The organism is Variovorax sp. J2L1-78 (assembly GCF_030317205.1).
GTDB classification, from domain to species: Bacteria; Pseudomonadota; Gammaproteobacteria; order Burkholderiales; family Burkholderiaceae_C; genus Variovorax; species Variovorax arabinosiphilus.
Genome location: NZ_JASZYB010000001.1, coordinates 499,763 through 522,747, shown reverse-complemented (window position 1 = coordinate 522,747; position 22,985 = coordinate 499,763). Strand labels below are relative to the sequence as shown.

Here is a 22,985-nt window from a genome sequence, read left to right as displayed (position 1 = left end):
CACTGCGCCGACGACCACGGAGCCCCTCATGTCGACGTTCCCCGCCTCGGAAACCCCGACCCGTCTTTCTTCCTCTGCATGGCACACGCTCGAACGCATGGCTGCCGCGCGCAAATCCACCGCCACGGTGTACCAGCTGCTGGCGCGCCTCACATTGCCCAAGCCGGCCGTACCGCCGAAACCACCGCGCCAGGCACCGGGCGCAGGCAACCTGCCAGCACCCGCGATCGACAGCGCGCCCTTCCATCAGTGGGCCGCGTTGACCGATGCCTACGCACGCCAGTTCCTGCTCATGCAGCGCGGCGACCCCAAGGCACGTGCCGAGGCCCTGCGCCTGTCGCGCGAGATGCTTCGCATGAACGAGGAGATGGCATGCAGCGCGTGACACCGGCGGAGTTCCTGTCGTTCACCGTCGGCGACGAGGCCTACGGCATCGACATCCAGAAGGTGCAGGAGCTGCGCGGGTACACCCCGGTGACACGCATCGCCCATGCACCGGCGCAGCTCAAGGGGGTGGTGAACCTGCGGGGCACCATCGTCCCGATCATCGACATGCGCATCCGGTTCGGACTGGGCACGCCGGTCTACGACCAGCGAACGGTGGTCGTCGTGCTGAACCTGGTCGACCGGGTGGTCGGGATCGTGGTCGACAGCGTGTCCGAAGTGGTCGCGATCGCGCAGGAACACATCCGGCCGAGCCCCGCGCTGGCGCAGGACACGCGCTCGCACGTGATCGGCATCGGGACGGTGGCCGACAGGCTGCTTCAACTCCTGGATCCGGAAGGTCTCGCCGACCTCGAGGACCTCAAGAACCTGCAGGCTTGCGAAGAAGCCACCGTTTGATCCCCAGCAGTCTCGACCCTTTCAACTTTTCTCTTCCACAGGTATCCCCATGAAGCTCTTCAACAGTCTTGGCATTGCCAAACGTCTTTACCTCGTCCTGTTCATCCTGGTCGCGGCACTCGCCGGACTGGCGTTCACCTCATGGGGACAGCTGTCCCGCGTCAGCGAACTCGCCGGCACGACCGGGGCCGTGCGGGTGCCCCAGCTGCAGCGCATCGCCTCGACGGAACTCAGCGTGACCCGCATGTCGCTGCAGATCCGGCACGCGATCCTGGTCAGGACACCGGAAGACCTGCGCATCACACTGGCGGACATCGCCGCCAAGCGCAAGGTTATCGAGGACAACGACGCACAGTTTCTCAAGGAGCTCGCCACGCCGGCGGCGCGCCAGGCCTTCGCGGAGTTCACCCGGCTCGAGAGCGAGTTCTGGCCGATCGCCGCCACCAACATCCAGCTGATCGAGGCGGGCCGCAAGGACGAGGCCTTCGACCAGTTGGTGAACAAGACCATCCCGGCGCGCAACAAAATGCTGGCGTGGCTGCATGACGAGAAGGACCGCCAGAGCGAACTCCTGACGGCTGAGCTGAGCCGCATCCAGGCGGATGCGCACCGCACCCGGTCCACCCTGCTGGCGATGACCGCAGCGATCGTCATCGGCCTGATGGGCTTCTTCTGGCACATCGCGAACCTGGTTCGCCGCCGCGTCGGCGACGCTCGCGTGGTCGCCGAACGCGTGAGCCAGGGCGACCTGACCGTGCCGGTGGTCGACCCGGCACGTGACGAGTTCACACCGCTCATCGGCGCCTTGAAGACCATGCAGGCCAGCCTGGTGCGCATCGTCAGCGAAGTGCGCGAAGGCACCAACACCATGCTCACCGCCTCCAGCGAAATCGCCGCCGGCAACCTGGATCTTTCCTCGCGGACCGAGGAGCAGGCCAGCGCGCTCGAGCAGACGGCTGCCTCGATGGAGGAACTGACCTCGACGGTCAAGCAGAACGCAGACAACGCCCGTCAGGCGAACCAGCTCGCCGTCGCAGCGTCGGGCGTTGCCCTGCAAGGCGGCGAAGTGGTGGGGAAAGTCGTCGCAACCATGAACTCGATCGACGCGTCCTCCAAGAAGATCGTCGACATCATCGGCGTCATCGACGGCATCGCCTTCCAGACCAACATCCTGGCCCTCAACGCGGCCGTTGAGGCGGCGCGTGCGGGCGAACAGGGCCGAGGCTTCGCCGTGGTGGCCGCCGAGGTGCGCACCCTGGCGCAGCGCTCGGCGTCCGCGGCCAAGGAGATCAAGGGCCTGATCGACGATTCCGTGGGCAAGGTGCGGGTGGGGACCGAGCTGGTGGGCGAAGCGGGCCGCACCATGGACGACGTCGTCGGCAGCGTCCGCCGGGTGACGGACATCATGGGCGAGATCACGGCGGCGAGCCAGGAGCAGTCGACAGGCATCGAGCAGGTGAACAACGCGATCGCGCAGATGGATCAGGTGACGCAGCAGAACGCCGCGCTGGTCGAACAGGCGGCGGCCGCGGCCAGCTCGCTGCAGGACCAGGCCGGCAGCCTGGTGGAGGTCGTGAGCGCCTTCCGGCTCGGCGACGGCGCGGCAACGAAGACGAAGACGCGCGAGGCGACGGGCACGGCCCGCACCGTGCCTGCGCACACGCCTGCACGCGCGCCGACGCACAGGCGCAGCGCCCTCGTCTCGAAAGTTTCCCCCTCCGCAGCGGCCCCCAAGGCGCAGCGCGCGACGGCCGATGCCGCCGAATGGACCGCGTTCTAAACAGCAGTCGCACCGCCCGCCGCACCAGCGGGCCGGCAGATCTCGCTCACCTGAAGGCGCAGTGCCTGCCATTGCGCTGTCAAGGCGTCGAGCGGGGCGCCCGCCATGCAGGCGCTTTCCAGCTCGCGCGCGACGGCATGCCCTCCCACCGAACCGATCAGTTGCAACACCGACTTCAGGTTGTGAGCGACGCGCCGAAGCGCCGCCACATCGCCGGCGGTGCTGGCCGCATCGCCGGCCTGGAGGTCCATGGGCAATTGGTCGACGCAATGGGTCATGAAGGCGTCAAAAAGCGCCCCGCGACCACCGAAATGCGCGTCGATGGCCCGTTGCCGCTGATCGGGGTCGATGTGCAGATGGCGCTGGGGCGCATCGATGGCGGGGGACGGCCCCACGCCCTCGTCGTGCGCCAGGGCCTGCTGGACGCACTGCACCAGATCCTTGAAGGACACCGGCTTCTCGATCACGCCCCAGGCGCCGAGCTGGGTCGCCTGTTCGCGCAGCGTCGCGGAAACGCCCGCACTGAACACGACCGTGCGCAATGCCGCATGGCTGCCGCGATCCGCCTGCACATCGGCCAGCAGGTCCATGCCGCTGCCGTCCGGCAGCATCAGGTCGGCGATCAGCAACGACACATCGCCTTGCGCCAGCGCGGCCTTGGCCTGCGCGATCGACGCGGCCTGCAGCAGGTCGATCGGCAGGCCCGACAGCGCCATCGCGACGAAGCGCCGGATCGACGGGTCGTCCTCGAGCAGCAGGACCCGCGGCGGGGGGCTCATGGGCGTGCCGACGACGGTAGCGCCAGGACGTCCCTGACGCGTTGCGGAAGGTCGAGCACCATGCGCGACTTGTGGACGATGGGGAGTCCTTCGAGCGCGAACATGTACGGCAGCCGGTCCGCTTCGTCCAGCGAGGTCAGCACGATCAGACGGCTGGCGGCGAACTGCGGATGCGAACGCAGGCTCATGATGAGCGTAGCGCCATCCATGCCGGGCAGCAGGATGTCCACGATCATCAGTTCGGGCTGCCATTGGCCCGCCATGGCAAGACCGGCGAAACCGTCGTCCGCCATCCGGATGTCCAGGTCCGGGAACTGCTCGCGCAGCAGCAGCGAGGCGAGGTTCTGATAGTGCTTGGAGTCCTCGATCAGCAACACCCGGGTGCGGGCATCCGACGCCTGCAGCGGCGGCGTCGGCGCAGCCACCCGGGCCTCGGCACCCGCCACGGGGGCACGCCCTTGTCGGCGCGCAAGCAGGGCTTCGACCGAGCCGCGTGCAATGCGGCGATGGCCGCCAGGCGTCTTCCAGGCGTGCAGCTCGCCGCGGTCGACCATCAGCTGCACCGAGCGCACGGCCATGCCGAGCATCTCGGCGACCTCCCTGGTGCTGTAGTCCGCGTCCTGGGCGACAGTTTTGTTCATATCGAGCGAATTTTGCCCAATATATCTTTAATCGGCAAATATGATTTATTGTGATGAAGTTATTAATAGTGATACTTCAAGCACCCGACGCCCCCCACGCCTCTTCCCGACATGAGCACCATCCTGATCGTTGACGACCACTCGGACATTCGGCGATTGATCCGGATGACGCTCGATTTCGCCGGCCACGGCGCGTCGGTCACCGAAGCGAGCGACGGCGCCACCGGCCTGGCACTGGCCGGCTGGGAGCGCTTCGTCGCGCTGCGCGACCGGGTCACGCAGCGCCGCCTCGGTTTCGGCGACCTGGTTCGCATGCCGGAGAACGCATGGAAGTCCTAGCCCCCTCCCGACTGCGCCGCGTCTGCGCGGCGGCCGCCTTCGCCGCGGCCACGCTGGGTTTCGCAGCGCCCTCCACGTGGGCCGGCGACGTGGCCGATCGCGTGAAAACATCGGGCACGGTGCGTGTCTGCATCTGGCCCGACTATTACGGCATCACCTACCGCAATCCACGCAACGGCGTGCTGAGCGGCGTCGACATCGAACTGTCGGCCCAGCTGGCCAAGGACTTGAACGTCAAGCTCGTCCATGTCGACGCGTCCTTCGCGACCCTCGTCGACGACCTCGGCGCGCGCCGCTGCGACGTGGCGATGTTCGCCGTCGGCATGCTGCCGCAACGGCTGGAGCATCTGCGCTTCACGCGCCCCTACCTGCGCAGCGACATCTATGGTGTGACGACCAAGGGCAACAAGGTGGTCCGCACCTGGGCCGACATCGACAAGCCCGGGGTGCAGGTGGGCGTGCAGGCCGGCACCTTCATGGAACCCGTCATGGCCGCCGCCTTGCGGCAGGCCCGCCTGGTCGTCATTCAGCCGCCGGCGACCCGGGAGCGCGAACTCGAAGGCGGCCGCATCGACGTCTTCATGAGCGACTACCCCTACAGCCGGCGGCTGCTGGACAACGCCGACTGGGCTGAAATCGTCGCGCCGCCGCAGCCCTTCCATGTGCTGCCCTACGCCTATGCGGTTCGCCCCGGGGACGACGCCTGGCTCCGGACGGTCGACGCGTTCGTCGAACGCATCCGCGCCGACGGCCGGCTGGAGGCCGCCGCGCGGCGCCATGGCCTGGGCGCGATCGTGGTGCGTTGACGGCGATGCGCACACCACAACGCCCCTGGGCCGCGAGCCGGATCGTCCTGACGATCGGCCTGGCGCTGGCGGCCACGGTGGTCGCCCTGTCGGTGCAGCAGTCGCTCAAGCAGCGCGATCTCGCGATCGCCTCGCAGCAAAAGAGCAACGAGCTCCTCGCCCGCGTGCTCGAAGCCCACGTCACCACCACCTTCGACACGGTCGGGCTGTCGCTGGCGACCGTCGCCAACGACCTGGCACCGGTAGTGGCGACAACGCCCGACGGCCGGTCCACGGTACTCACGACGATGCTGGTGAGCCTGCCGCAGCTTCGCTCGATCGCGGTGCTCGATCTGCGCGGCCGTGTGCTGGCCAGCAGCGACCCCGCCGACAACGGCCGCATCGTCGACGTGGGCCGCCTGGGGCCCCTGCCTGCCGAGGGACAGGACAGCATCGGGCGGTTCATTCACGGGCGCGGCCTGGCCGCGGTGTCGGTCGTGCCCGGCGAGCGCATCGCTGCGCCCCCCCCGGTCGGCTTCATCCCGCTGGTGCGCCGCGCACGCCATGGAGACACGGAGTTCCTGGTGGTGGGCCTCGTCCACCCCGAGGGACTCGCCATCCACATGCGGCTGACCCTCGACGACCCCTCCAGCCGCGCGGCGCTGGTCGGCTACGACGGCCGGCTCTATACCGACACCGGCGACGCCGTACCCGGCACGCTGCTGGACACGCACCCGGTTTTCGGGGCCTACCTTCCTCGCATCGAGCATGCGAACTACCAGGCCGCCGGCATCGACCCGCAGGTCCAGACCGGCGCCTTCCGCGTCTCGAGTTCCCGACCGCTGGTCGTCATCGTCGAACGCCCCTTGGCCGCGGTCGAGGCCGAATGGTGGGACGAATCCCGCTTTCGGGTGCTCATCGTCCTGCTGGCGGTCGTGACCGTCTCCGTGCTCTCGATCGTCGCAGCGCGGGGCCTGGCGGCACGCGAGAGCGCACGCGGACGGCTCGACCGCCTGCAAACCCGGATCGCACGCAGCGAGCAGGAACTCAACGTCATCGTGCGCAGCGTGCAGGAGTTTCTTTTCCGGCTCGATGCGAACGGCGTCATCACCTTCATCAACGCGCACTGGCTGGCGGCCAGCGGCGAATCCGAGAGCAGCATCGTCGGCACGCGCTTCGAGGACCTGGTGAGCCCGGCCGAACGCGCGCAGGTACGCGCCATGCTGGCGCCCTCCGACAGCAGCAGCGTGCGCACGGCGACCGTCACCTTCTGGGCGGCGCGCGGCAAAGCGCATCGCGTCGACGTGGCCCTGGTGCCGCTGCGCGACGGCGCCTGCGCGTCGGGCTTTGCCGGCAGTGCGGTCGACATCACGGAGCGCGAAGAAGCCCAGGCGCAGTTGGCAGAACAGCTGGCCTTCGTGGCACTGCTCCAGGACATGAGCCCGTTGCCGGCGTCGATGCGCGACATGGATGGCTACTATGTCGATGTCAATCGCGCCTGGCAGGCGTTCACCGGATTGTCCCGCGACGAGGTGATCGGCCTGCATCCCGAGCGCTACCTGGACGACCACGAAGCTCGCACCCACGAGGCCAAGGACAACGAACTCAAGGCCGCGGGCGGCCGGCTCGAGTACGAAACCTCGTACGCCCACCCGGACGGCTCCCTGCGCGACCTGCTGATCACCAAGGTGCTTGTGCCGGGGCGTGACGGCCGGCCGCAGGGCATCCTGTCGACCTTCATGGATGTGACCGCGCTGCGCAACGCTTCCCGCGCGACGCAGGAAGCACGGGAGGCCGCGGAAGAAGCCTCGCGCGCGAAAAGCGAGTTCATCGCGAACATCAGCCACGAGCTGCGGACGCCGCTGCAGTCCATCATCGGCTTCTCCGAGCTGGGCACCAGCCGGGGGCACAACGACCCGCTCGTGCTGGGCATGTTCACCGACATCCTCGCTTCGGGGCAACGCATGCTGGCCCTGGTGAACGATCTGCTGGACGTGTCGAAGATCGAGAGTGCCGTCGGCACCATCCATCTGGAGCGGACCGATCTGCGTCCCCTGCTGCGCGCCGTGGTCAAGGAGCTGGCCCCCCAGCTCAATGCCAAGCACCTGGCGATCGAGACCCGACTGCCGACCACGGCACTGTCGACCCGGGTCGACCCGTTCCGCTTTCAGCAGGTGGTGCGCAACATGCTGGCCAATGCGATCCGCTTCTCGCCCGTCGGCGAGCGCATCGTGCTCGAAGCCGCCATCGTGCTCGGCGGCTTCTTCCACATCACCGTGCGTGACCACGGGCCGGGGATTCCGCCCGGCGAGTTCGAGGACATCTTCGATGCCTTCGTGCAGTCCAGCAAGACGAAGGACGGCTCGGGCGGCACCGGCCTCGGTCTGGCGATCTGCCGGAAGATCATCGACGCCCACGGCGGCGACGTCTATGCGGAGAATGCCGAGGACGGCGGGGCGCGCTTCCACATCGTCCTGCCGCCGAACGAGAGCGAAACGGTGCCGGGCTCTCTGGCCCTGCTGCACGACTGAGGCGCGCTCAGGCCGCGCCGATGCGAAAGCTCGACACGGCAATACCACCCATGAAGGCCGACTCGTGGTACACGCGCTCGCCCTGCTCGCCCTCGGCCGCGCCGACCGCGACCATCAGCGGGATCAGGTGCTCCTCGCGCGGATGTGCGATGCGCGCGGCCGGCGCCGACGACCAGTCGATCAGCTGCGCCACCCGTTCGGCCGGGGCGGCCTGCACCACGGTCTGGTCGAGCCAGTCGTCGAAGGCCTTCGACACGTCGCGCGCCTGCGGGCCGAAATTGCGCAGGTTGTGGTAGCTCAGGCCGCTGCCGATGATCAGCACGTCTTCGCGGCGCAGGGGGGCCAGCGCGCGACCCAAGGCCAGGTGCTCGGCCGGGTCGAGCCCGCGCCGGAGCGACAGCTGCACCACCGGCACGTCGGCCTTCGGGTAGATCGCAGCCATCGGCGAGAACATGCCATGGTCGTAACCCCGCTCCGCGTCGATGCCCGACGGCAGACCGGCGGCCTCGATCAGTTCGCGCACGCGCTGCGCCAACTCGGGCGAGCCGGGCGCGTCGTAGTGCACCTGGTAGGTGTGGGCGGGAAAACCGCCGTAGTCGTAGATCATCGGCGGGCGCGGGCTGCCCTGCACCGTGAAGGCGGGGGTCTCCCAGTGGGCCGACACCATGAGGATCGCGCGCGGCGTGCGGCCAATCTGGCGCGGGATGTCGGCCAGCGAGGCCTCGAGCTGGGCGTAGGCATCGCCCATCTCGCGCTTCATCCAGGGCCAGGGGCCCCCGCCGTGGGAGATGAAATAGGTCGGAAGGGTCGTGTGGTTCGTGGTCATGGAATGCTCCTTGGCGGCAAGTCTAGAGATTTCACCTCCAGAAATCGATGGGCTAGCATTCAACGCATCGTTTCTCCAAAGGAAATCAACCATGGACCGTCTGACCAGTCTGCGGGTGTTTCGCGAGGTGGTGGACGCCGGCAGCTTCACCGCCGCGGCGGACCGGCTCGACATCTCGGCGCCGATGGCCAGCAAGCATGTCGCACAGCTGGAGAAGTCGCTGGGCGCGCGGCTGCTCAACCGCTCCAGTCGCCACCTGAGCCTGACCGAGGCCGGCGAGGCCTGGTACGCGCAGAGTGCCCAGGCGCTCGACCTGCTCGATGCTGCCGAGGCCGCCATCGGCCGCAAGAACGAAGCGCCGCGCGGACAGTTGAAGATCAGCGCGCCGGTGTGGTGCGCCACGCCGCGCATCGCGCGGGTGCTGGCCGACTACCGTGCGGCCTTCCCTGAAGTGCTGGTCGACATGCACCTGGAGAACCGCAAGGTCGACCTGGCCGCCGACGGCTACGACCTGGCACTGCGCGCCACGCAGGAGCCCTCGCCCACGCTCATCGCACGGCCGCTGTGCCAGGTGCAGTTCCATCTGGTGGGTGCGGCCGACCTGCTGGCGCGCGATGGCGTGCCCGCCACGCCGGTCGACCTGGCGCGGCTCGGCGCCATCGTGCCGAGCTACGTGAACCTGGAAGGCTTCGCGCTGCGCGGGCCGGGCGGGCGGCAGGCGCCGCTGCGGCTCAGCCCGGTGCTGCGCTCCGACGACACCAACCTCACGCTGCACGCGGTGCGCGCCGGCCTGGGTGTGTCCTTCCTGCCGGGCTGGCTGGTCGACGAGGACATCGCGGCCGGCCGCCTCGTGCCCCTGATCCCGGCCTACAGCGTGGCACCGGTGACGCTCTTCGCGGTCTACACCAGCCGCCAGTACATGGCGCCCAAGCTGCGCAGCTTCATCGATTTTCTGGGGCAGGCGCTGTCGCCTGAGCGCAAGCCATGACATGCCGTCAGCTCTAGACTGGCGCCCCCTTGCAGCCTCGGAGATTCCCCATGCCCTTCCCCACCGACCGCACCGCCCTCGAACTCCGCTCCCTCATCACGCCGTCCGGCGAGCTCGAAGTGAGCCTGGCCGAGGTGACGGTCGCCACGCCCGACCCCGACGAGGTGGTGGTGCGGCTGGAGGCCGCACCGATCAACCCGTCGGACCTGGGCCTGCTCTTCGGTGCCGCAGACATGGGAACGGCGGCCGTGTCCGGCACGCCCGCACATCCCGTGGTGACGGCGCGCGTGCCCGAGGCCGGCATGAAGGCAATGGCCGGCCGCGTGGGCGAATCGATGCCGGTCGGCAACGAAGGCGCGGGCGTGGTGGTCGAGGCCGGCAGCTCGCCTGCCGCGCAGGCCCTGCTCGGCAAGACCGTGGCCGTGATCGGCGGTGCGATGTACGCGCAGTACCGCGTGATCGCCGCCGACCAGTGCCTGCGGCTGCCCGACGACGCGACGCCGGCCGAGGGCGCGTCGTCCTTCGTCAACCCGCTCACGGCGCTCGGCATGGTCGAGACCATGAAGCGCGAAGGCCACACCGCCCTGGTGCACACCGCGGCGGCATCGAACCTCGGCCAGATGCTGCAACGCATCTGCCTGAAGGACGGCATCGCGCTGGTCAACATCGTGCGCAGGCCCGAGCAGGTGGCGCTGCTGAAGTCGCAGGGTGCGGTGCATGTGTGCGACGCCAGTGCACCGACCTTCCTCGACGACCTGACCGAGGCCCTGGTCGCCACCGGTGCAACCATCGCCTTCGACGCCACCGGCGGCGGCCCGCTGGCCGGACAGATCCTCGGCTGCATGGAAGCCGCGCTGGTGCGCACCGCCACCGTCTACAGCCGCTATGGCACCAGCACCCACAAGCAGGTGTACCTGTATGGCGGCCTGGACACGCGGCCGACCGAGTTCCGCCGCAACTTCGGCATGGCGTGGGGCATGGGCGGCTGGCTGCTGTTTCCCTTCCTGCAGAAGATCGGCCCGGCCGCGGCGCAGGTGCTCAAGCAGCGGGTTGCGGCCGAGCTGAAGACCACCTTCGCGAGCCGCTACGCCGGCGAGCTGTCGCTGCCCGAGGTGCTGACGCTCGACGCGATCGCGCGCTACAACCAGCGCGCCACCGGCGAGAAATACCTGATCGCGCCGCACAAGCGCTGAGCCTTTGCGGCGGGCCTCGCCGCTGCCGCGCGGCGTGGCAATTGTCCGACGCACCCGGCCCAGGGCCACTGCTACCGTCGTTGCCAAATGACGCAGCAGCCGCACGCCACCGACCACGCCCGTCCGCCCGCCCCCTACGACGACATCTTCGTGGGCAACAGCGAGATGGCGCAGCTCATGCGGCAGCACGACTGGGCGTCCACGCCATTGGGCACCCCGGCCCAGTGGCCCGAGGGGCTGAAGGTGGCCCTGCGCATCCTGCTGACCTCCCGTTTCGAGATGTGGCTGGGCTGGGGCCCGGACGTCGCCTTTTTCTACAACGACGCCTACCGGCCCACACTCGGGCGGAAGCATCCGAGGTCGCTGGCGATGCCCACGCGCGAGCTGTGGTCCGAGATCTGGGACGACGTCAAGGGCCGCATCGAGACGGTGTACGAGAAAGGCGAGTCGACCTGGGACGACTCGATGATGCTGGTGCTGGAGCGCTCCGGCTGCCCCGAGGAGACCTACCACACCTTCTCGTACAGCCCGCTCCTGGGCGACCAGGGCAAGGTCGAGGGCCTGTTCTGCGCGGTGTCGGAGGTGACGGGGCGCGTGATCAGCGAACGGCGGCTCGAGTTGCTGCGTGCGCTCAGCGCCAGCCTGTCGGCCGTGGACACGCGTCAGGGCGTGATCGAGGCGACCCGCCAGGCGCTCGGGCGCGCACCACGCGACCTGCCCTTTGCCCTGATGTACCTGTTCGACGCAGCCGGCGATGCGCATCTCCACTGCACGACCGGCATCACCGGTGGCCATGCGCTGGCACCCCAACGACTGACATCCGGTGACGAGGCACCCTGGCCCATCGAGCGGGTGCTGGTGAGCGAGGCGTCGTTCGTGGTCTCCCTCGACCAGATGCCCGACGTGCCGTGCGGACCGTGGGACCTGCCCGCCCCCGCCGCCTTCGTGGTCGCGCTGCCGCCGCAGGGCACGGCGCGGCCGGCGGGCTTCCTGGTGTGCGGCACCAACCCCTACCGGCCGATCACCGCCGACTACCTGAGCTTCGTGCAATTGCTGGCCGGCCAGATCGCGCCCAGCCTCTCGAACGCCGAGGCGCTCGAGACCAGCACCGCCGAGCGCGATCGCCTGCGCGGCCTGTTCCGCAAGGCGCCGGGCTTCATGTGCGTGCTGAGCGGGCCGACGCACGTCATCGAACTGATGAACGATGCCTACCAGCAGCTGATCGGCCACCGCAGGGTCGAGGGCATGCCTCTGCGCGACGCGCTGCCCGAACTGACGGGCCAGGGCTTCTTCGAGCTGCTCGACACGGTCTATGCGCGCGGGACGCCCTTCGTCGGCAGCGCGCGTCGCATCATGCTGCAGCGCGAGTCCGGCGCGCCCTTGGCCGAACGCTTCCTGGACTTCGTCTACCAGCCGATCCTCGACGCCAACGGCGCGGCCACCGGCGTCTTCGCCGAAGGCTCGGACGTGACCGAACGGGTGCTGGCCGAGAACGCCCTGCGCGCGCTCAACAGCAGCCTCGAGACACGCATCGCCGAACGTACCCGCGAGGTGGAGGAAGCGCTGGAGCGACTGCGCATCGAATCCCGAGAGCGCGAGGCCGCGCAGGAGGCGCTGCGCCAGGCCCAGAAGATGGAGGCCGTCGGCCAGCTCACCGGCGGCCTGGCGCACGACTTCAACAACCTGCTGGCCGGCATCACCGGCAGCCTCGAACTGATGCAGCGGCGCCTCAAGCAGGGCCGCCACGAAGACCTGGAGCGTTACATCAACGTCGGCCAGGGCGCGGCGCGGCGCGCCGCCGCCTTGACGCACCGGCTGCTGGCCTTCTCGCGCCGCCAGACACTGGACCCCAAGGCGACCGACATCAACCGGCTGGTGCGCGGCATGGAAGACCTGATCCGCCGCACCATCGGCCCGGAGAACCAGCTCGAGGTGGTGGGCGCGGTCGGCCTGTGGATCACGCAGGTCGACCCGCACCAGCTCGAGAACGCGCTGCTCAACCTGTGCCTCAACGCGCGCGATGCCATGCCCGGCGGCGGGCGCCTGACGATCGAGACGGCCAACAAGTGGATGGACGAGCGCATCGCCAAAGAACGCGACCTGCCGCCGGGGCAGTACGTGTCGCTCTGCGTCACCGACACCGGCACCGGCATGGCGCCGGACGTGGCCCAGCGCGTGTTCGAGCCCTTCTTCACCACCAAGCCGATCGGCATGGGCACCGGCCTGGGCCTGTCGATGGTCTACGGCTTCGCGCGCCAGTCGGGCGGGTAGGTGCGCGTCTATTCGGAAGCCGGACTGGGCACGACGATGTGTCTCTATCTCCCGCGCCACTACGAGGCCGAGGCGGTCGACGAGCCGCCTCCTTCGGCCGGCGAGGCGCCGCATGCCGGCGCCGGTACGGTGCTGGTGGTCGACGACGAACCGACGGTGCGGGCGCTGGTGAGCGATGTCCTGGTCGAGCTGGGCTATCGCATTCTCGAGGCCGAGGAAGGCGCCACCGGCCTGGCGCTGCTGCAGAGCAACGTGCCGATCGACCTGCTGATCACCGATGTCGGCCTGCCCGGCGGCATGAACGGCCGGCAGCTGGCCGACGCGGCCCGCGCCGGGCGACCCGAGCTCAAGGTGCTCTTCATCACGGGCTACGCAGAGAACGCGGTGGTCGGCAACGGCCACCTCGACCCGGGCATGGAGGTCATGACCAAGCCCTTCACGCTCGATGCACTGGCGGTGCGGGTGCAACAGATGGTGGACGCAAAGTCCTGACACACGCGCGGCGCGCGCAGGGCCGCTAAAGTCGATGCCCTTCGCCGTACATGACCCTGCCGCGCCATCCATGGCCGCGCCGCCACCGAGACATTCCGCCTTGTTCCGCTTCTTCGAGAGACTCCTCAACCCCTACCCCGCCGCCGAGCCCGCGCTGCCGCCCGACGGCTTCTTCGCCTTCCTCTGGGCCTGCACCGCGGGCCTGCGCGGCAAGATCGTGGCCATGGCGCTGCTCACGGCCGCCATGTCGTCCTTCGAGGCGCTGCTGTTCGCCATGCTCGGGCGCATCGTCGACTGGCTGGGCGGCCAGGTGCCGGCCCGGCTGTGGGAAGACCGCGGCACCACGCTCACCTGGCTGGCCATCGCGCTGGTCGCGAGCATCGCGGTCGTCGCCCTGCAGACCATCGTCAAGCACCAGACGCTGGCCATCAACATGCCGATGCGGCTGCGATGGAACTTCCACCGCCTGATGCTCGGCCAGAGCATGGCCTTCTACCAGGACGAGTTCGCCGGCCGCGTCACCGCCAAGGTGATGCAGACCGCGCTGGCCGTGCGCGACACGATCTTCGTGCTGGCCGACGTGCTGGTGGCGATGGGCGTCTACATCATCACGCTGATCGTGCTGGCCGCGGTGCTCGACATGCAGCTGATGATTCCCTTCGTGGTCTGGCTGCTGCTCTACATCGTGCAACTGGCGTGGTTCGTGCCGCGCCTGGGTGTCATCGGCAAGGCGCAGGCCGATGCGCGCGCCGACATGACCGGCCGCATCACCGACGCCTACACCAACATCGCCACCGTCAAGCTGTTCTCGCACACCCAGCGCGAGGCCGGCTTCGCGCGGTCGGCCATGCAGCAGTTCCAGGCGACCGGCCAGGCGCAGATGCGGCTGGTGAGCGCCTTCGAGATCACGAACCACGTGCTCAGCATGGGCCTGACCGCCGGCATGGCGGGCACCGGCTTGTGGCTGTGGTCGCAAGGTGCGGTCGGCGTGGGCGCGGTGGCCGCGGCGACCGCGATGGCGCTGCGCCTGCAGGGCATGTCGCACTGGATCATGTGGGAGATGACCAGCCTGTTCGAGAACATCGGCACGGTGCAGGACGGCATGAAGACGCTCTCGCGCGCACGCACCGTGGTCGACGCGCCGGGCGCGAAGACGCTCCAGGTGCCGCACGGTGAGGTGCGCTTCGAGCACGCCAGCTTCCGCTACGCCGAAGGCCGCCCGCGCGTGATCGACGACATGACGCTGGTGGTGCGCCCCGGCGAGAAGATCGGCCTGGTCGGGCGCTCGGGCGCGGGCAAGTCGACGCTGGTGAACCTGCTGCTGCGCTTCCACGACCTGGACGGCGGCCGCATCCTCATCGACGGACAGGACATCGCGCAGGTCACGCAGGATTCGCTGCGCGAGCACATCGGCATGGTCACGCAGGACACCTCGCTGCTGCACCGCTCGGTGGCCGACAACATCGCCTACGGCCGGCCCGACGCGAGCGACGAGGCGATCCGTGCGGCCGCCGAGCGCGCCGAGGCGCACGACTTCATCGGCACGCTGGGCGACGCCAAGGGCCGCGAGGGCTACCAGGCGCACGTCGGCGAACGCGGCGTGAAGCTGTCGGGCGGCCAGCGCCAGCGCATCGCCATCGCACGCGTGATGCTCAAGGACGCGCCCATCCTGCTGCTCGACGAGGCCACCAGCGCGCTCGACTCCGAGGTCGAGGCCGCCATCCAGGCGAGCCTCTACCGGCTGATGGAAGGCAAGACGGTGATCGCCATCGCCCACCGCCTGTCGACCATCGCGGCGATGGACCGGCTCATCGTGCTCGACGAGGGCAAGGTGGTCGAGGAAGGCGATCACCAGACGCTGCTGGCGAAGAATGGCCTCTACGCCCGTCTGTGGGCGCACCAGAGCGGCGGCTTCCTGGGCGAGAGCTAGTCGCTCGACAAGCCGCTCGGCGTGCAGCTCAGCTGGCGCGGGCGGTGAGCCACTGCGACGGCCTCAATGCCGCCGCGACCACACGCACCTCGCCGATGTTGCCGAAGAAGCCGTCGGCGCGGGCACCGTCCCACGAGCCGCCGCCGACCACCCAGGGCATTGCTGCCGACAGCGTGGCCAGGCCTTGCACGTTGCTGCTGTTGCGCAGCACCGGCGCGCCTTCCACGTACATCGTGGTGTTGTGCGAGGTGGGGTCGTTGACGATCGCCACGTGCACCCAGCCGCCGGCGATGATTTCGCCCGACCAGTTGGTGCGCGGCGAACGCGTGCCCTGGCTCGGCACGACTTCCCACTGCACTTCGCGCAGGCTGGAGATGGCGAACAGCAGCGGCGGCGATTCCGGGTCTCCGCCCGAATAACCCGCCAGATCGCCGCGCCGGCCGTCGCGCGTCATGACGTTCATCCAGGCCTGCTTGCCGCTGGTCCAGGCGGCGTCGATCTTGATGAAGGCCTCGATCGTGTAGCCGCTCTCCAGCGTCTGGGCATTCAGGGGCGCGGCGGCATCCGTCAGGAAATAGCTCAGGCGCGGCAGGTTCTTGTCGGTGTTGAGGAAGCGCACCGAACCCGGTGCAGCCGACAGGTGGTGGCGGTCGTCGCTCCACACGATGTCGCCGGCCACGGCGCCCTGGATGCCGCCCTGGTTCAGCGCGTCGCGGCGCAGCGGATTGGCGCCGGTCACGTCGGCGATCACGGTGCCCACCGGCACCGGCTGGTTCACCGTGCCGCCGAAGAAGCGCCAGTGCGCCAGCGTGTTCGCGACCTTCGGGTAGTCCTCGCTGTTCGCGGCGGCGCGCGGTACGGTCACCGTCGGCTCGGTGTAGTTCGCGAGGATCTTGGCCTTGGCCTGCGCCACCAGCGACGAGGCGATGGTCGCCTCGCCGACACCGAAGGTCTTGTTGAAGCCACTGAAGCGCTGGCTGAAGTCCATGTCGATGGTGAACGCCTCGTTGGCGGTGGTGAGCACCGCCTGGTCGAAGGAAGTCAGCGTGGCGGCCGGCTTCTCCGGCACCCACGGCGAGAAGGACAGCACCTTGATCTTCTTGTTCGTCAGGTCGAATTCGTAGAGACGCATCAGGCCGTTGCCGCCCTGGTAGGCCATCTGGTAGTCGACCACCATCTCCTCGACCGCATGGCCGAAGTCGTTGGTCTTCGTGAGGTGGGCCGCACCGTGGTGGTGGCCGTTGAGCGTCATGAAGATCTGGTCGTTGTCACGGATCAGCTTCTGCCAGAGCATCAGGCCGTAGGCAGTTTCCAGCGGGCTCACGCCGTCGGCGGCGATGTTGAGCAGCTGGTGGTTGACCAGGATCACCGGCAGCGTCGGGTGGCTGGCGATGACGTTGCGGGCCCAGGCGATGCCGGCGTCGGACGCGCGCCACGACAGCGACAGCACCATGAACTTCTGGCCCTGCGCCTCGAACACATGGTATTCGTGGAAGCCGCTCGCATCGCGCCCGCCGAAGGTCGACTGCGCCGCAGCGCGCGTCTTGCCGAACCACTGCAGGTAGGGCTCGTTGGCCAGCGTGCGGTTCGCATCGGTGCCGCCGACCGGGTCGATGCCGTAGTCGACGTCGTTGAGCACGTCGTGGTTGCCGGCGAGCACGCTGTACGGCTGCTTGGCGGTCTCCAGCACCTTCATCGCGCTGTCTGCCACCTTCCATTGATCGGCCAGGCGCACCTGGTCGACCACGTCGCCCAGATGGATGGTGAAGGGAATGTTCAGCGCCTTGGCGTTCTCGGCGATCCAGCCTGTCTGCGCGGAGAAAGGCTCGTTGCCGAAGCGCGTCTGGTACTGGCTGCTCTCCGCCGTGGTCGCGTAGCGCGAATAGAACTGCGTGTCGGGCAGCACGGCGAGCGCGAAACTCGAGATCGGCGTCGGTGCCGGCGCGGCCCCGGGCGCCGGGGCAGGCGACGGTGCAGGCGGCGGCGTGTTGCCCGATGGCGAGCCGGGAGCCGCAGGTGCGGCCGACGCATCGCCGCCACCGCCACAGGCCGCCAGCAGCGAACCACTGCCGACGGTCAGCAGCGTGGCGCCGAGCTTGAGAAGCCGACGGCGCGCCTCGCCGTCGCTCGCGTTCATGGCACGTGCGGCATGCGCGGCATCGGTACCGGCAGGGTCGCCGGTGCCAGGGAGGGTCGAGCGCAGGTCGCGCGAGTCGTTGGACTGAGACATGGGAAAGAAGGACAGGAGCCGGAGGAGCGCGCAGCGTAGGCAGCGGGCATGACGCCCCCATGAAGCACGCGTGACACTTGTCGGCTCCGGCCAGCGCTGCGCTGGCTTGGCACCCGGGGGATTCCCGCCTAGCCGGACCGACACTCGGCTCGCACAATGGCCCGCTCGCCGTGGCACGCCATGACGCAGATATGCCAACAACAGCAGGAAACACATCCATGAGCAGCAACACACGACGCCATCTGATGGTCGGCGGCGCGGCCACGGTGGCCGGGGCCCTGGCGGGCTGCGCGAGCCCGGCGGGCCGCAGCGGATCGACCCGGACGCCGTTCGACGTCCCGTCAGTGACCATTCCCATCGTGGGCACCGACCAGGTGTTTCCGGTGCGGCGCATCTACTGCATCGGTCGCAACTACGCGGCGCACGCGCGCGAGATGGGATCCGATCCGACGCGCGAGCCGCCCTTCTTCTTCCAGAAGCCGGCGGACGCCATCCAGGTGGTCACGCCCGGCGAGGTGGCCGACCACCCCTACCCGACGCTCACGAAGAACTACCACTACGAGGTGGAGCTGGTGGTGGCGTTGTCCAAGGGCGGGCGCAACATCGCCGCCGCCGACGCGCTGAGTCTGGTGTACGGCTATTCGCTGGGACTCGACATGACGCGGCGCGACCTGCAGCGCGAGATGGGCGACCAGAAGAAGCCGTGGGAGATCGGCAAGAGCTTCGACCACTCGGCACCGGTCGGCCCCATCCACCCGGTGGCGAAGGTCGGACACTTCGCCGACGGTGCGATCTGGCTCAAGGTGAACGGCCAGACCAAGCAGAGCGCCACGCTCAAGTACATGATCTGGTCGGTGGCCGAGCAGATCAGCCGGCTGTCGCAGGCCTTCGAGCTGATGCCCGGCGACATCATCTATTCCGGCACGCCCGAAAACGTCGGGCCGGTGGTGCGCGGCGATCTGATCGAGATCCACATCGACGGCTTGCCGAACCTGTCGGTGCGAATCGTCTGAACGCGGACGCGCGGGACATCCCGACCCTCTTCAGGGTTTGAACGTGCCTTCACACGTACGCGACAAAAAACTGGGGGGGCAAGATGCGGAGATTCGTCGTCTGGCTTTGTTCGATGGTTGCGGCCACCGCTTTTGCGCAGGAGTTGCAGCCTTGGCGAATGTCGCCCCCTCAAGAGCAGCACCTCGACGCAGCCGTCTTCGAAGGCTTCGACGAAGGTATTGCCACGGGCCTGGGTGATGTCCAGAGCGTGGTGGTCGTTCTCCAGGGCCGCAAGGTGTACGAGTATTACCGTGATGGCAATCCCGATACTCTGCGAGACGCGCAGTCCGTCAGCAAGAGCGCCATGGCCCTGCTGGTGGGAACCGCTCTGCAGCGCGGGCAGCTTGCTTCGTTGGAACAGCCGGTGGTCGACCTCATCCCCGAGTGGCGCGCCCTCAACTCGGACCCTCGTTCGCAAGCCATCACGCTTCGACATCTCCTCGCCATGACAACTGGCTTCGAGGTGGATGACGCCACAGGGACTGCCGCGCCACTCGCTCCAGCGGTGGCTTGGGCCCGGCCGATTCGGGCAGCCCCAGGCGAGCGGTTCGCTTACGACAACAGCGGTCCGCTCATGGTTCAAGCCATTCTCGAACGAATCACCGGCCGCCGCATCGCCGACCTGGTGCGCGACCAACTTGTGACGCCACTGGCTTTACGGGAGCCCCAATACGTTCACAACAGTGCGTGGATGAGAACGGTGGACATGACCAAGGTCGGCGCGCTGCTGCTACAGGACGGGCGATGGGCAGACCACCAAGTTCTGCCCCGCGGGTTCGTAGCGCAGCTGGTTAAACCTCAAACTGCCGGCGGGCCGCCCGTCGGCTTGCCGTACGGACTGGGCTGGTGGATCGCGTCCGGTCCGACGTACATCGCAAGCGGCTACGCAGGCCAGGTGATCTGGGTTCACCCGCCGCTGGACCTGGTCGTGGCCGTGAACTCGACGGTCTCGCCAGAGAGCCAACAGCGCGGGCAGGCCATGCGGCTCGCACGGGGTCGCATCTTTCAAGCCGCGCAGAAGCGGCTGGCACTGAACGGCAAGTAGTCAGCTTTCGGCGGAGGCGGGTGAAGCCATTGGCATAGCGCAAGGCGATGGTGCCGTTGGTTGTGCAGCTGCCCTGCACTTTGTCGCGGCACGACGGCCTGCACCGGCGCCCTACGCGCAGGGCCGGGCCCCAGGCCTATGATGGCTCTGTGAAGGACCTGCGATATTTCGACCCTCACCGGCGCGCGACGTGGCTGGAGCTGTTCTTCGACCTGATCTTCGTCGTTGCCCTGCACGGCGCCGGCGAGATTCTGAGCGAAGCGCATGAGGGCCACATCGGGGGGCAGCAGGTCATGCGCTTCGTACTGGTGTTCCTGCCGCTGTGGTGGATCTGGGCGGGCCACACGATCTACGCCAACCGCTTCGACACCGACAGCCGCCAGCATCGGCTGTCCACCCTGCTGATCATGTTCCTGCTGATCGTGATCTCGGCGCAGAGCTCCGCCGGTACCCAGGAACACTACGTGCTGGCCGTAGCCTGCTACTGCGGGGCGCGGCTGATCATCGCCGCGATGTACTTCGTCTCCAGGCGCAAGCACCACGACGGGGGCGGCTTCGCGTCGACGGTGGGCACCGTGTTCGCCGTCGGCGCCGCGATCAGTCTTTCCTCGGTCCTGCTGGAGCCACCGTGGCGCTACCTGGTCTTCTATGCCGGGATCGTGTTCGACATGGCGGCCCTGGTGCTGCTGCGCCGGAGACTGCACGTCGTGCCGGCGCACGCGGCACATCTGGTCGAGCGAGTGGGCCTGCTGACCATCATCATGCTGGGCGAATCGGTGATCAGCATCTCCGCGGCGCTGGCGCACATCGCGTGGGACCGTTCCAGCGTCATCGCCGCGGTCAGCGGATTCGTCATGGTGTCGGCCATCTGGTGGATCTACTACGACAGCTTCCACCTGCTGGAACAGCGCAAGTTGGCGACCGGGCACTCGATCCTCTATTCGCACTTCTTCCTGTTCATCGGCCTGGCGATCCTGGCCTCGCTGATCCGGCATGCGATCCTGGATGACCTCGACCCGGACGACTTCCGTCGGCTGGCCGCGGCCGGTACGGTGCTGTTCTTCCTGGGCAAGCAGTACGGCTACTACATGGAGGTGCCCGAGCTGCGGCCTTACCTGCTGTCCAACACGGCGGCCGTGTTCGCGCTGACGGCACTCGTGCTGATGTTGCCGCTCGGGCTCTGCGCCATGCTGGTGGGCATCACGACGACCATGATCTGCTACGTGCTGCTCAACCTGCGCTACCGCCACCTGGTGCGCTAGGCAGGAGGCGGCCTGAGCCGCTGCCTGCGCAGCTTGAGGGATGAGGCGAGCACGACCGCCTTCCTCGACTCGCTTGATTCCTCACACGGCTGCCGGCCCTCCGTCACCGGCGCCGGCCTTGCCTGGGTTCGAGACGTCGTCCGAGGCATCTCCGGCCGGCCTGAGCGCCGAGGTCCGCCGCCGGGCTGCGACCGCACGAACGGAACATCCCCCGCACTTTCATTCAAGACCGGCGGACATCCGATCGCTAACGTCGGCGACACCAATCCCTGCCATTGAACCTGAGGAGAACCCGCCATGGCTGCATCCACCCACCTGCTCACGCCGGAAAACTGCGCACTGGTCCTGATCGATCACCAGGCCGGACTGGCCTTCGGCGTGCAGTCGATGGACCGGCAGGTCCTGCTGAACAACACGGTGGCGCTGGCGCGCACGGCCCGGGCGTTCGACCTGCCGATCGTCATCAGTACGTCCGCGACGAAGGTCTACAGCGGGCCGCTGCTGCCCGACCTCCAGGCGGAGTTGCCGGCGCACCCCGTGATCGATCGGCGAAGCATGAACGTGTTCGAGGACGAGGCTGCCCTGGCGGCCATCGAGGCCACCGGTCGAAAGAAGCTGCTGTTCTCGGGCATGCTGACCGAGGCATGCATCAGCTTCGCGGTGCTGAGCGCCCAGGAGGCCGGCTTCGACAGCTACGTCGTCGCCGACACCTGCGGCGGCCTGACCGAGACGGGACACGAACTGGCACTGCGCCGCATGCAGGACGGCGGCGCCACGATGACCAGCTGGCTGCAGGTGGTGCTGGAGCTGCAGCGCGACTGGACACGCAAGGCCACCTACGATGCCGCGCGCGCCGTGATCGCGCGCAACGGCGGCGGCTATGGCATCGGCTTGAACTACGCGCGGGACATGCTGCCCCGTTAGCCGCGTCGATCCCGGTGGCCGGCCCAGGAGGCCGGCGGGCCGTCAGTCGGCCTCGATCTTCGCGGCCTTCACCACCGCGGCCCAGTCCTCCGACTCCTTCTTCACCTTCGCATCGAGCTGCGTCGGCGTCTGGTAGTCGGCCGTCGCGCCCTGCTCTTCGGCCTTCTTCTGGAAGGCCGGGGTGCCCACCACCTTGGCGATGTCGGCCGACAGCTTGTCGACGATCGGCTTCGGCGTCTTGGCCGGCGCATAGACGGCGAACCAGGAGGTCGCGTCCAGCTTCGGCAGGCCCGCCTCCGCGGTGGTGGGCACATCGGGCAGGCTGGGCAGCCGGGCCTTGCCGGTGGTCGCGAGCACCCGCAGCTTGCCGCTGTGGATGTGCGGGATGAAGGGCGGCGCGGTGCCGAAGGTGATGTCGACCTGGCCGGCCAGCAGGTCCTGCAGCGCCGGCCCGGTGCCCTTGTACGGGATATGCGTCATGCGGATGCCAGCCTGTTGTTCGAGCATGGCGCCGGTCGCGTGCTGCAGCGAGCCGTTGCCCGACGAGGCGTAGTTCACCTTGCCGGGGTTGGCCTTGGCGTAGGCCACGAACTCGGCCATCGTCTTGTACGGCAGGTCGGCGCGCACCACCACGATCTGCGGGGCGGAGATGACGTTGGCCACGGCCGTGAGGTCCTGCGGGCCCCATTGCGGCGTCTGCTTGCTGACCAGCGGCGTGATGACGTGGTAGCCCGAGTACTGCATCAGCAGCGTGTAGCCGTCGGCCTCGGCGCGCTTGACCGCGATGGCCGCGATGGCGCCGTTGCCGCCGCCGCGGTTGTCGACCACCACCGGCTGGCCGAGCGCCGTACCCAGCGGCACGCCGAGCATGCGTGCCGAGATGTCGGTCGTGCCGCCGGCCGCCGTCGGCACCAGCAGCGTGACCGGACGGCTCGGGTAGGTGCCCGGCTGGGCCGATGCACCGAGGGTGACTGCGGCGAGCAGCGCGGCAGAGGCCGCCAGCGTGCGACGGCGGGACAGAGGAAGGGAACGCATGAGGAAGTCTCCGTGGCTATAGGTATGGGATCGGGGGA

Annotated in this window: 18 protein-coding genes and 1 pseudogene; 14 read left to right on the top strand and 5 right to left on the bottom strand. The window is 68.4% G+C overall.

The window, feature by feature from the left end; translation table 11 throughout:
- Positions 1–28 precede the first annotated feature (28 nt).
- The 3 genes from QTH86_RS02485 to QTH86_RS02475 are packed head-to-tail and all read left to right on the top strand — an operon-like array spanning position 29 to position 2,623.
- The gene (locus QTH86_RS02485) at positions 29–385 is read left to right on the top strand and encodes a hypothetical protein (RefSeq protein ID WP_286646244.1); all 357 of its coding nucleotides are present in this window, start codon (positions 29–31) and stop codon (positions 383–385) included.
- A complete protein-coding gene (locus QTH86_RS02480; protein WP_286646245.1) occupies positions 373–843 on the top strand; it encodes a chemotaxis protein CheW in 471 nt (156 codons plus the stop codon). The genes QTH86_RS02485 and QTH86_RS02480 overlap by 13 nt, the downstream gene beginning before the upstream one ends.
- Before the next feature lie 49 nt (positions 844–892).
- Complete coding sequence (locus QTH86_RS02475) at positions 893–2,623, top strand: methyl-accepting chemotaxis protein (RefSeq protein WP_286646246.1); 1,731 nt, start codon at positions 893–895, stop codon at positions 2,621–2,623.
- Here the strand turns inward: QTH86_RS02475 and QTH86_RS02470 are convergent.
- Positions 2,620–3,402 (bottom strand): response regulator, encoded by a 783-nt coding sequence (locus QTH86_RS02470; RefSeq protein WP_286646247.1) that lies wholly within the window; start codon positions 3,400–3,402, stop codon positions 2,620–2,622. The genes QTH86_RS02475 and QTH86_RS02470 overlap by 4 nt on opposite strands.
- Positions 3,399–4,043: a helix-turn-helix domain-containing protein gene (locus QTH86_RS02465; protein ID WP_286646248.1), complete on the bottom strand. Its 645-nt coding sequence runs from the start codon at positions 4,041–4,043 to the stop codon at positions 3,399–3,401. The genes QTH86_RS02470 and QTH86_RS02465 overlap by 4 nt, the downstream gene beginning before the upstream one ends.
- A gap of 111 nt (positions 4,044–4,154) precedes the next feature.
- On the opposite strand from QTH86_RS02465, the gene QTH86_RS02460 reads away from it, so the two are divergent.
- From QTH86_RS02460 to QTH86_RS02450, 3 genes are read left to right on the top strand one after another with little or no spacing between them, the layout of a single operon-like run.
- Positions 4,155–4,382, top strand: coding sequence for a response regulator (locus QTH86_RS02460; protein WP_286646249.1), 228 nt, complete (start codon positions 4,155–4,157; stop codon positions 4,380–4,382).
- A complete protein-coding gene (locus QTH86_RS02455) occupies positions 4,370–5,188 on the top strand; it encodes an ABC transporter substrate-binding protein (protein ID WP_286646250.1) in 819 nt (272 codons plus the stop codon). The genes QTH86_RS02460 and QTH86_RS02455 overlap by 13 nt, the downstream gene beginning before the upstream one ends.
- Before the next feature lie 5 nt (positions 5,189–5,193).
- Positions 5,194–7,698 (top strand): sensor histidine kinase, encoded by a 2,505-nt coding sequence (locus tag QTH86_RS02450; protein WP_286646251.1) that lies wholly within the window; start codon positions 5,194–5,196, stop codon positions 7,696–7,698.
- A 7-nt stretch (positions 7,699–7,705) separates the two neighbouring features.
- Here the strand turns inward: QTH86_RS02450 and QTH86_RS02445 are convergent, their stop codons facing one another.
- On the bottom strand, positions 7,706–8,524 hold the full coding sequence (locus QTH86_RS02445) for a DODA-type extradiol aromatic ring-opening family dioxygenase (protein WP_286646252.1): 819 nt from the start codon (positions 8,522–8,524) through the stop codon (positions 7,706–7,708).
- A 91-nt stretch (positions 8,525–8,615) separates the two neighbouring features.
- On the opposite strand from QTH86_RS02445, the gene QTH86_RS02440 reads away from it, so the two are divergent.
- From QTH86_RS02440 to QTH86_RS02425, 4 genes and pseudogenes are all read left to right on the top strand, one after another.
- Positions 8,616–9,512, top strand: coding sequence for a LysR family transcriptional regulator (locus tag QTH86_RS02440; protein ID WP_286646253.1), 897 nt, complete (start codon positions 8,616–8,618; stop codon positions 9,510–9,512).
- 50 nt (positions 9,513–9,562) lie between these two features.
- Complete coding sequence (locus QTH86_RS02435; protein ID WP_286646254.1) at positions 9,563–10,705, top strand: zinc-binding dehydrogenase; 1,143 nt, start codon at positions 9,563–9,565, stop codon at positions 10,703–10,705.
- A gap of 87 nt (positions 10,706–10,792) precedes the next feature.
- Positions 10,793–13,468 (top strand): annotated as a pseudogene (locus tag QTH86_RS02430) (ATP-binding protein).
- A gap of 100 nt (positions 13,469–13,568) precedes the next feature.
- On the top strand, positions 13,569–15,398 hold the full coding sequence (locus QTH86_RS02425; RefSeq protein ID WP_286646255.1) for an ABC transporter ATP-binding protein: 1,830 nt from the start codon (positions 13,569–13,571) through the stop codon (positions 15,396–15,398).
- Positions 15,399–15,426: 28 nt separating this feature from the next.
- Here the strand turns inward: QTH86_RS02425 and QTH86_RS02420 are convergent, their stop codons facing one another.
- Positions 15,427–17,535: a LamG-like jellyroll fold domain-containing protein gene (locus tag QTH86_RS02420; protein ID WP_444813782.1), complete on the bottom strand. Its 2,109-nt coding sequence runs from the start codon at positions 17,533–17,535 to the stop codon at positions 15,427–15,429.
- A gap of 311 nt (positions 17,536–17,846) precedes the next feature.
- On the opposite strand from QTH86_RS02420, the gene QTH86_RS02415 reads away from it, so the two are divergent.
- The 4 genes from QTH86_RS02415 to QTH86_RS02400 all read left to right on the top strand — a co-directional run bounded on the left by QTH86_RS02415 (position 17,847) and on the right by QTH86_RS02400 (position 21,912).
- Positions 17,847–18,641: a fumarylacetoacetate hydrolase family protein gene (locus QTH86_RS02415; RefSeq protein WP_286646257.1), complete on the top strand. Its 795-nt coding sequence runs from the start codon at positions 17,847–17,849 to the stop codon at positions 18,639–18,641.
- Between the two features lie 113 nt (positions 18,642–18,754).
- On the top strand, positions 18,755–19,726 hold the full coding sequence (locus QTH86_RS02410; RefSeq protein WP_286646258.1) for a serine hydrolase domain-containing protein: 972 nt from the start codon (positions 18,755–18,757) through the stop codon (positions 19,724–19,726).
- A 149-nt stretch (positions 19,727–19,875) separates the two neighbouring features.
- On the top strand, positions 19,876–20,988 hold the full coding sequence (locus QTH86_RS02405) for a low temperature requirement protein A (protein WP_286646259.1): 1,113 nt from the start codon (positions 19,876–19,878) through the stop codon (positions 20,986–20,988).
- 297 nt (positions 20,989–21,285) lie between these two features.
- Positions 21,286–21,912, top strand: a complete 627-nt coding sequence (locus QTH86_RS02400; protein WP_286646260.1) for a hydrolase — start codon at positions 21,286–21,288, stop codon at positions 21,910–21,912.
- A 42-nt stretch (positions 21,913–21,954) separates the two neighbouring features.
- Here QTH86_RS02400 and QTH86_RS02395 read toward each other — a convergent pair whose 3' ends face one another.
- Positions 21,955–22,947: a Bug family tripartite tricarboxylate transporter substrate binding protein gene (locus tag QTH86_RS02395; RefSeq protein WP_286646261.1), complete on the bottom strand. Its 993-nt coding sequence runs from the start codon at positions 22,945–22,947 to the stop codon at positions 21,955–21,957.
- Between the last annotated feature and the right edge of the window lie 38 nt (positions 22,948–22,985).

Bases quoted from the DNA above. Each gene is read 5' to 3' on its own strand.
- QTH86_RS02475 (WP_286646246.1), top strand. From the start codon at position 893: ATGAAGCTCTTCAACAGTCTTGGCATTGCCAAACGTCTTTACCTCGTC.
- QTH86_RS02440 (WP_286646253.1), top strand. From the start codon at position 8,616: ATGGACCGTCTGACCAGTCTGCGGGTGTTTCGCGAGGTGGTGGACGCC.
- QTH86_RS02485 (WP_286646244.1), top strand. From the start codon at position 29: ATGTCGACGTTCCCCGCCTCGGAAACCCCGACCCGTCTTTCTTCCTCT.
- QTH86_RS02450 (WP_286646251.1), top strand. From the start codon at position 5,194: ATGCGCACACCACAACGCCCCTGGGCCGCGAGCCGGATCGTCCTGACG.
- QTH86_RS02455 (WP_286646250.1), top strand. From the start codon at position 4,370: ATGGAAGTCCTAGCCCCCTCCCGACTGCGCCGCGTCTGCGCGGCGGCC.
- QTH86_RS02435 (WP_286646254.1), top strand. From the start codon at position 9,563: ATGCCCTTCCCCACCGACCGCACCGCCCTCGAACTCCGCTCCCTCATC.
- QTH86_RS02465 (WP_286646248.1), bottom strand. From the start codon at position 4,043: ATGAACAAAACTGTCGCCCAGGACGCGGACTACAGCACCAGGGAGGTC.
- QTH86_RS02480 (WP_286646245.1), top strand. From the start codon at position 373: ATGCAGCGCGTGACACCGGCGGAGTTCCTGTCGTTCACCGTCGGCGAC.
- QTH86_RS02400 (WP_286646260.1), top strand. From the start codon at position 21,286: ATGGCTGCATCCACCCACCTGCTCACGCCGGAAAACTGCGCACTGGTC.
- QTH86_RS02445 (WP_286646252.1), bottom strand. From the start codon at position 8,524: ATGACCACGAACCACACGACCCTTCCGACCTATTTCATCTCCCACGGC.
- QTH86_RS02460 (WP_286646249.1), top strand. From the start codon at position 4,155: ATGAGCACCATCCTGATCGTTGACGACCACTCGGACATTCGGCGATTG.
- QTH86_RS02420 (WP_444813782.1), bottom strand. From the start codon at position 17,535: ATGAACGCGAGCGACGGCGAGGCGCGCCGTCGGCTTCTCAAGCTCGGC.
- QTH86_RS02410 (WP_286646258.1), top strand. From the start codon at position 18,755: ATGGTTGCGGCCACCGCTTTTGCGCAGGAGTTGCAGCCTTGGCGAATG.
- QTH86_RS02415 (WP_286646257.1), top strand. From the start codon at position 17,847: ATGAGCAGCAACACACGACGCCATCTGATGGTCGGCGGCGCGGCCACG.
- QTH86_RS02470 (WP_286646247.1), bottom strand. From the start codon at position 3,402: ATGAGCCCCCCGCCGCGGGTCCTGCTGCTCGAGGACGACCCGTCGATC.
- QTH86_RS02395 (WP_286646261.1), bottom strand. From the start codon at position 22,947: ATGCGTTCCCTTCCTCTGTCCCGCCGTCGCACGCTGGCGGCCTCTGCC.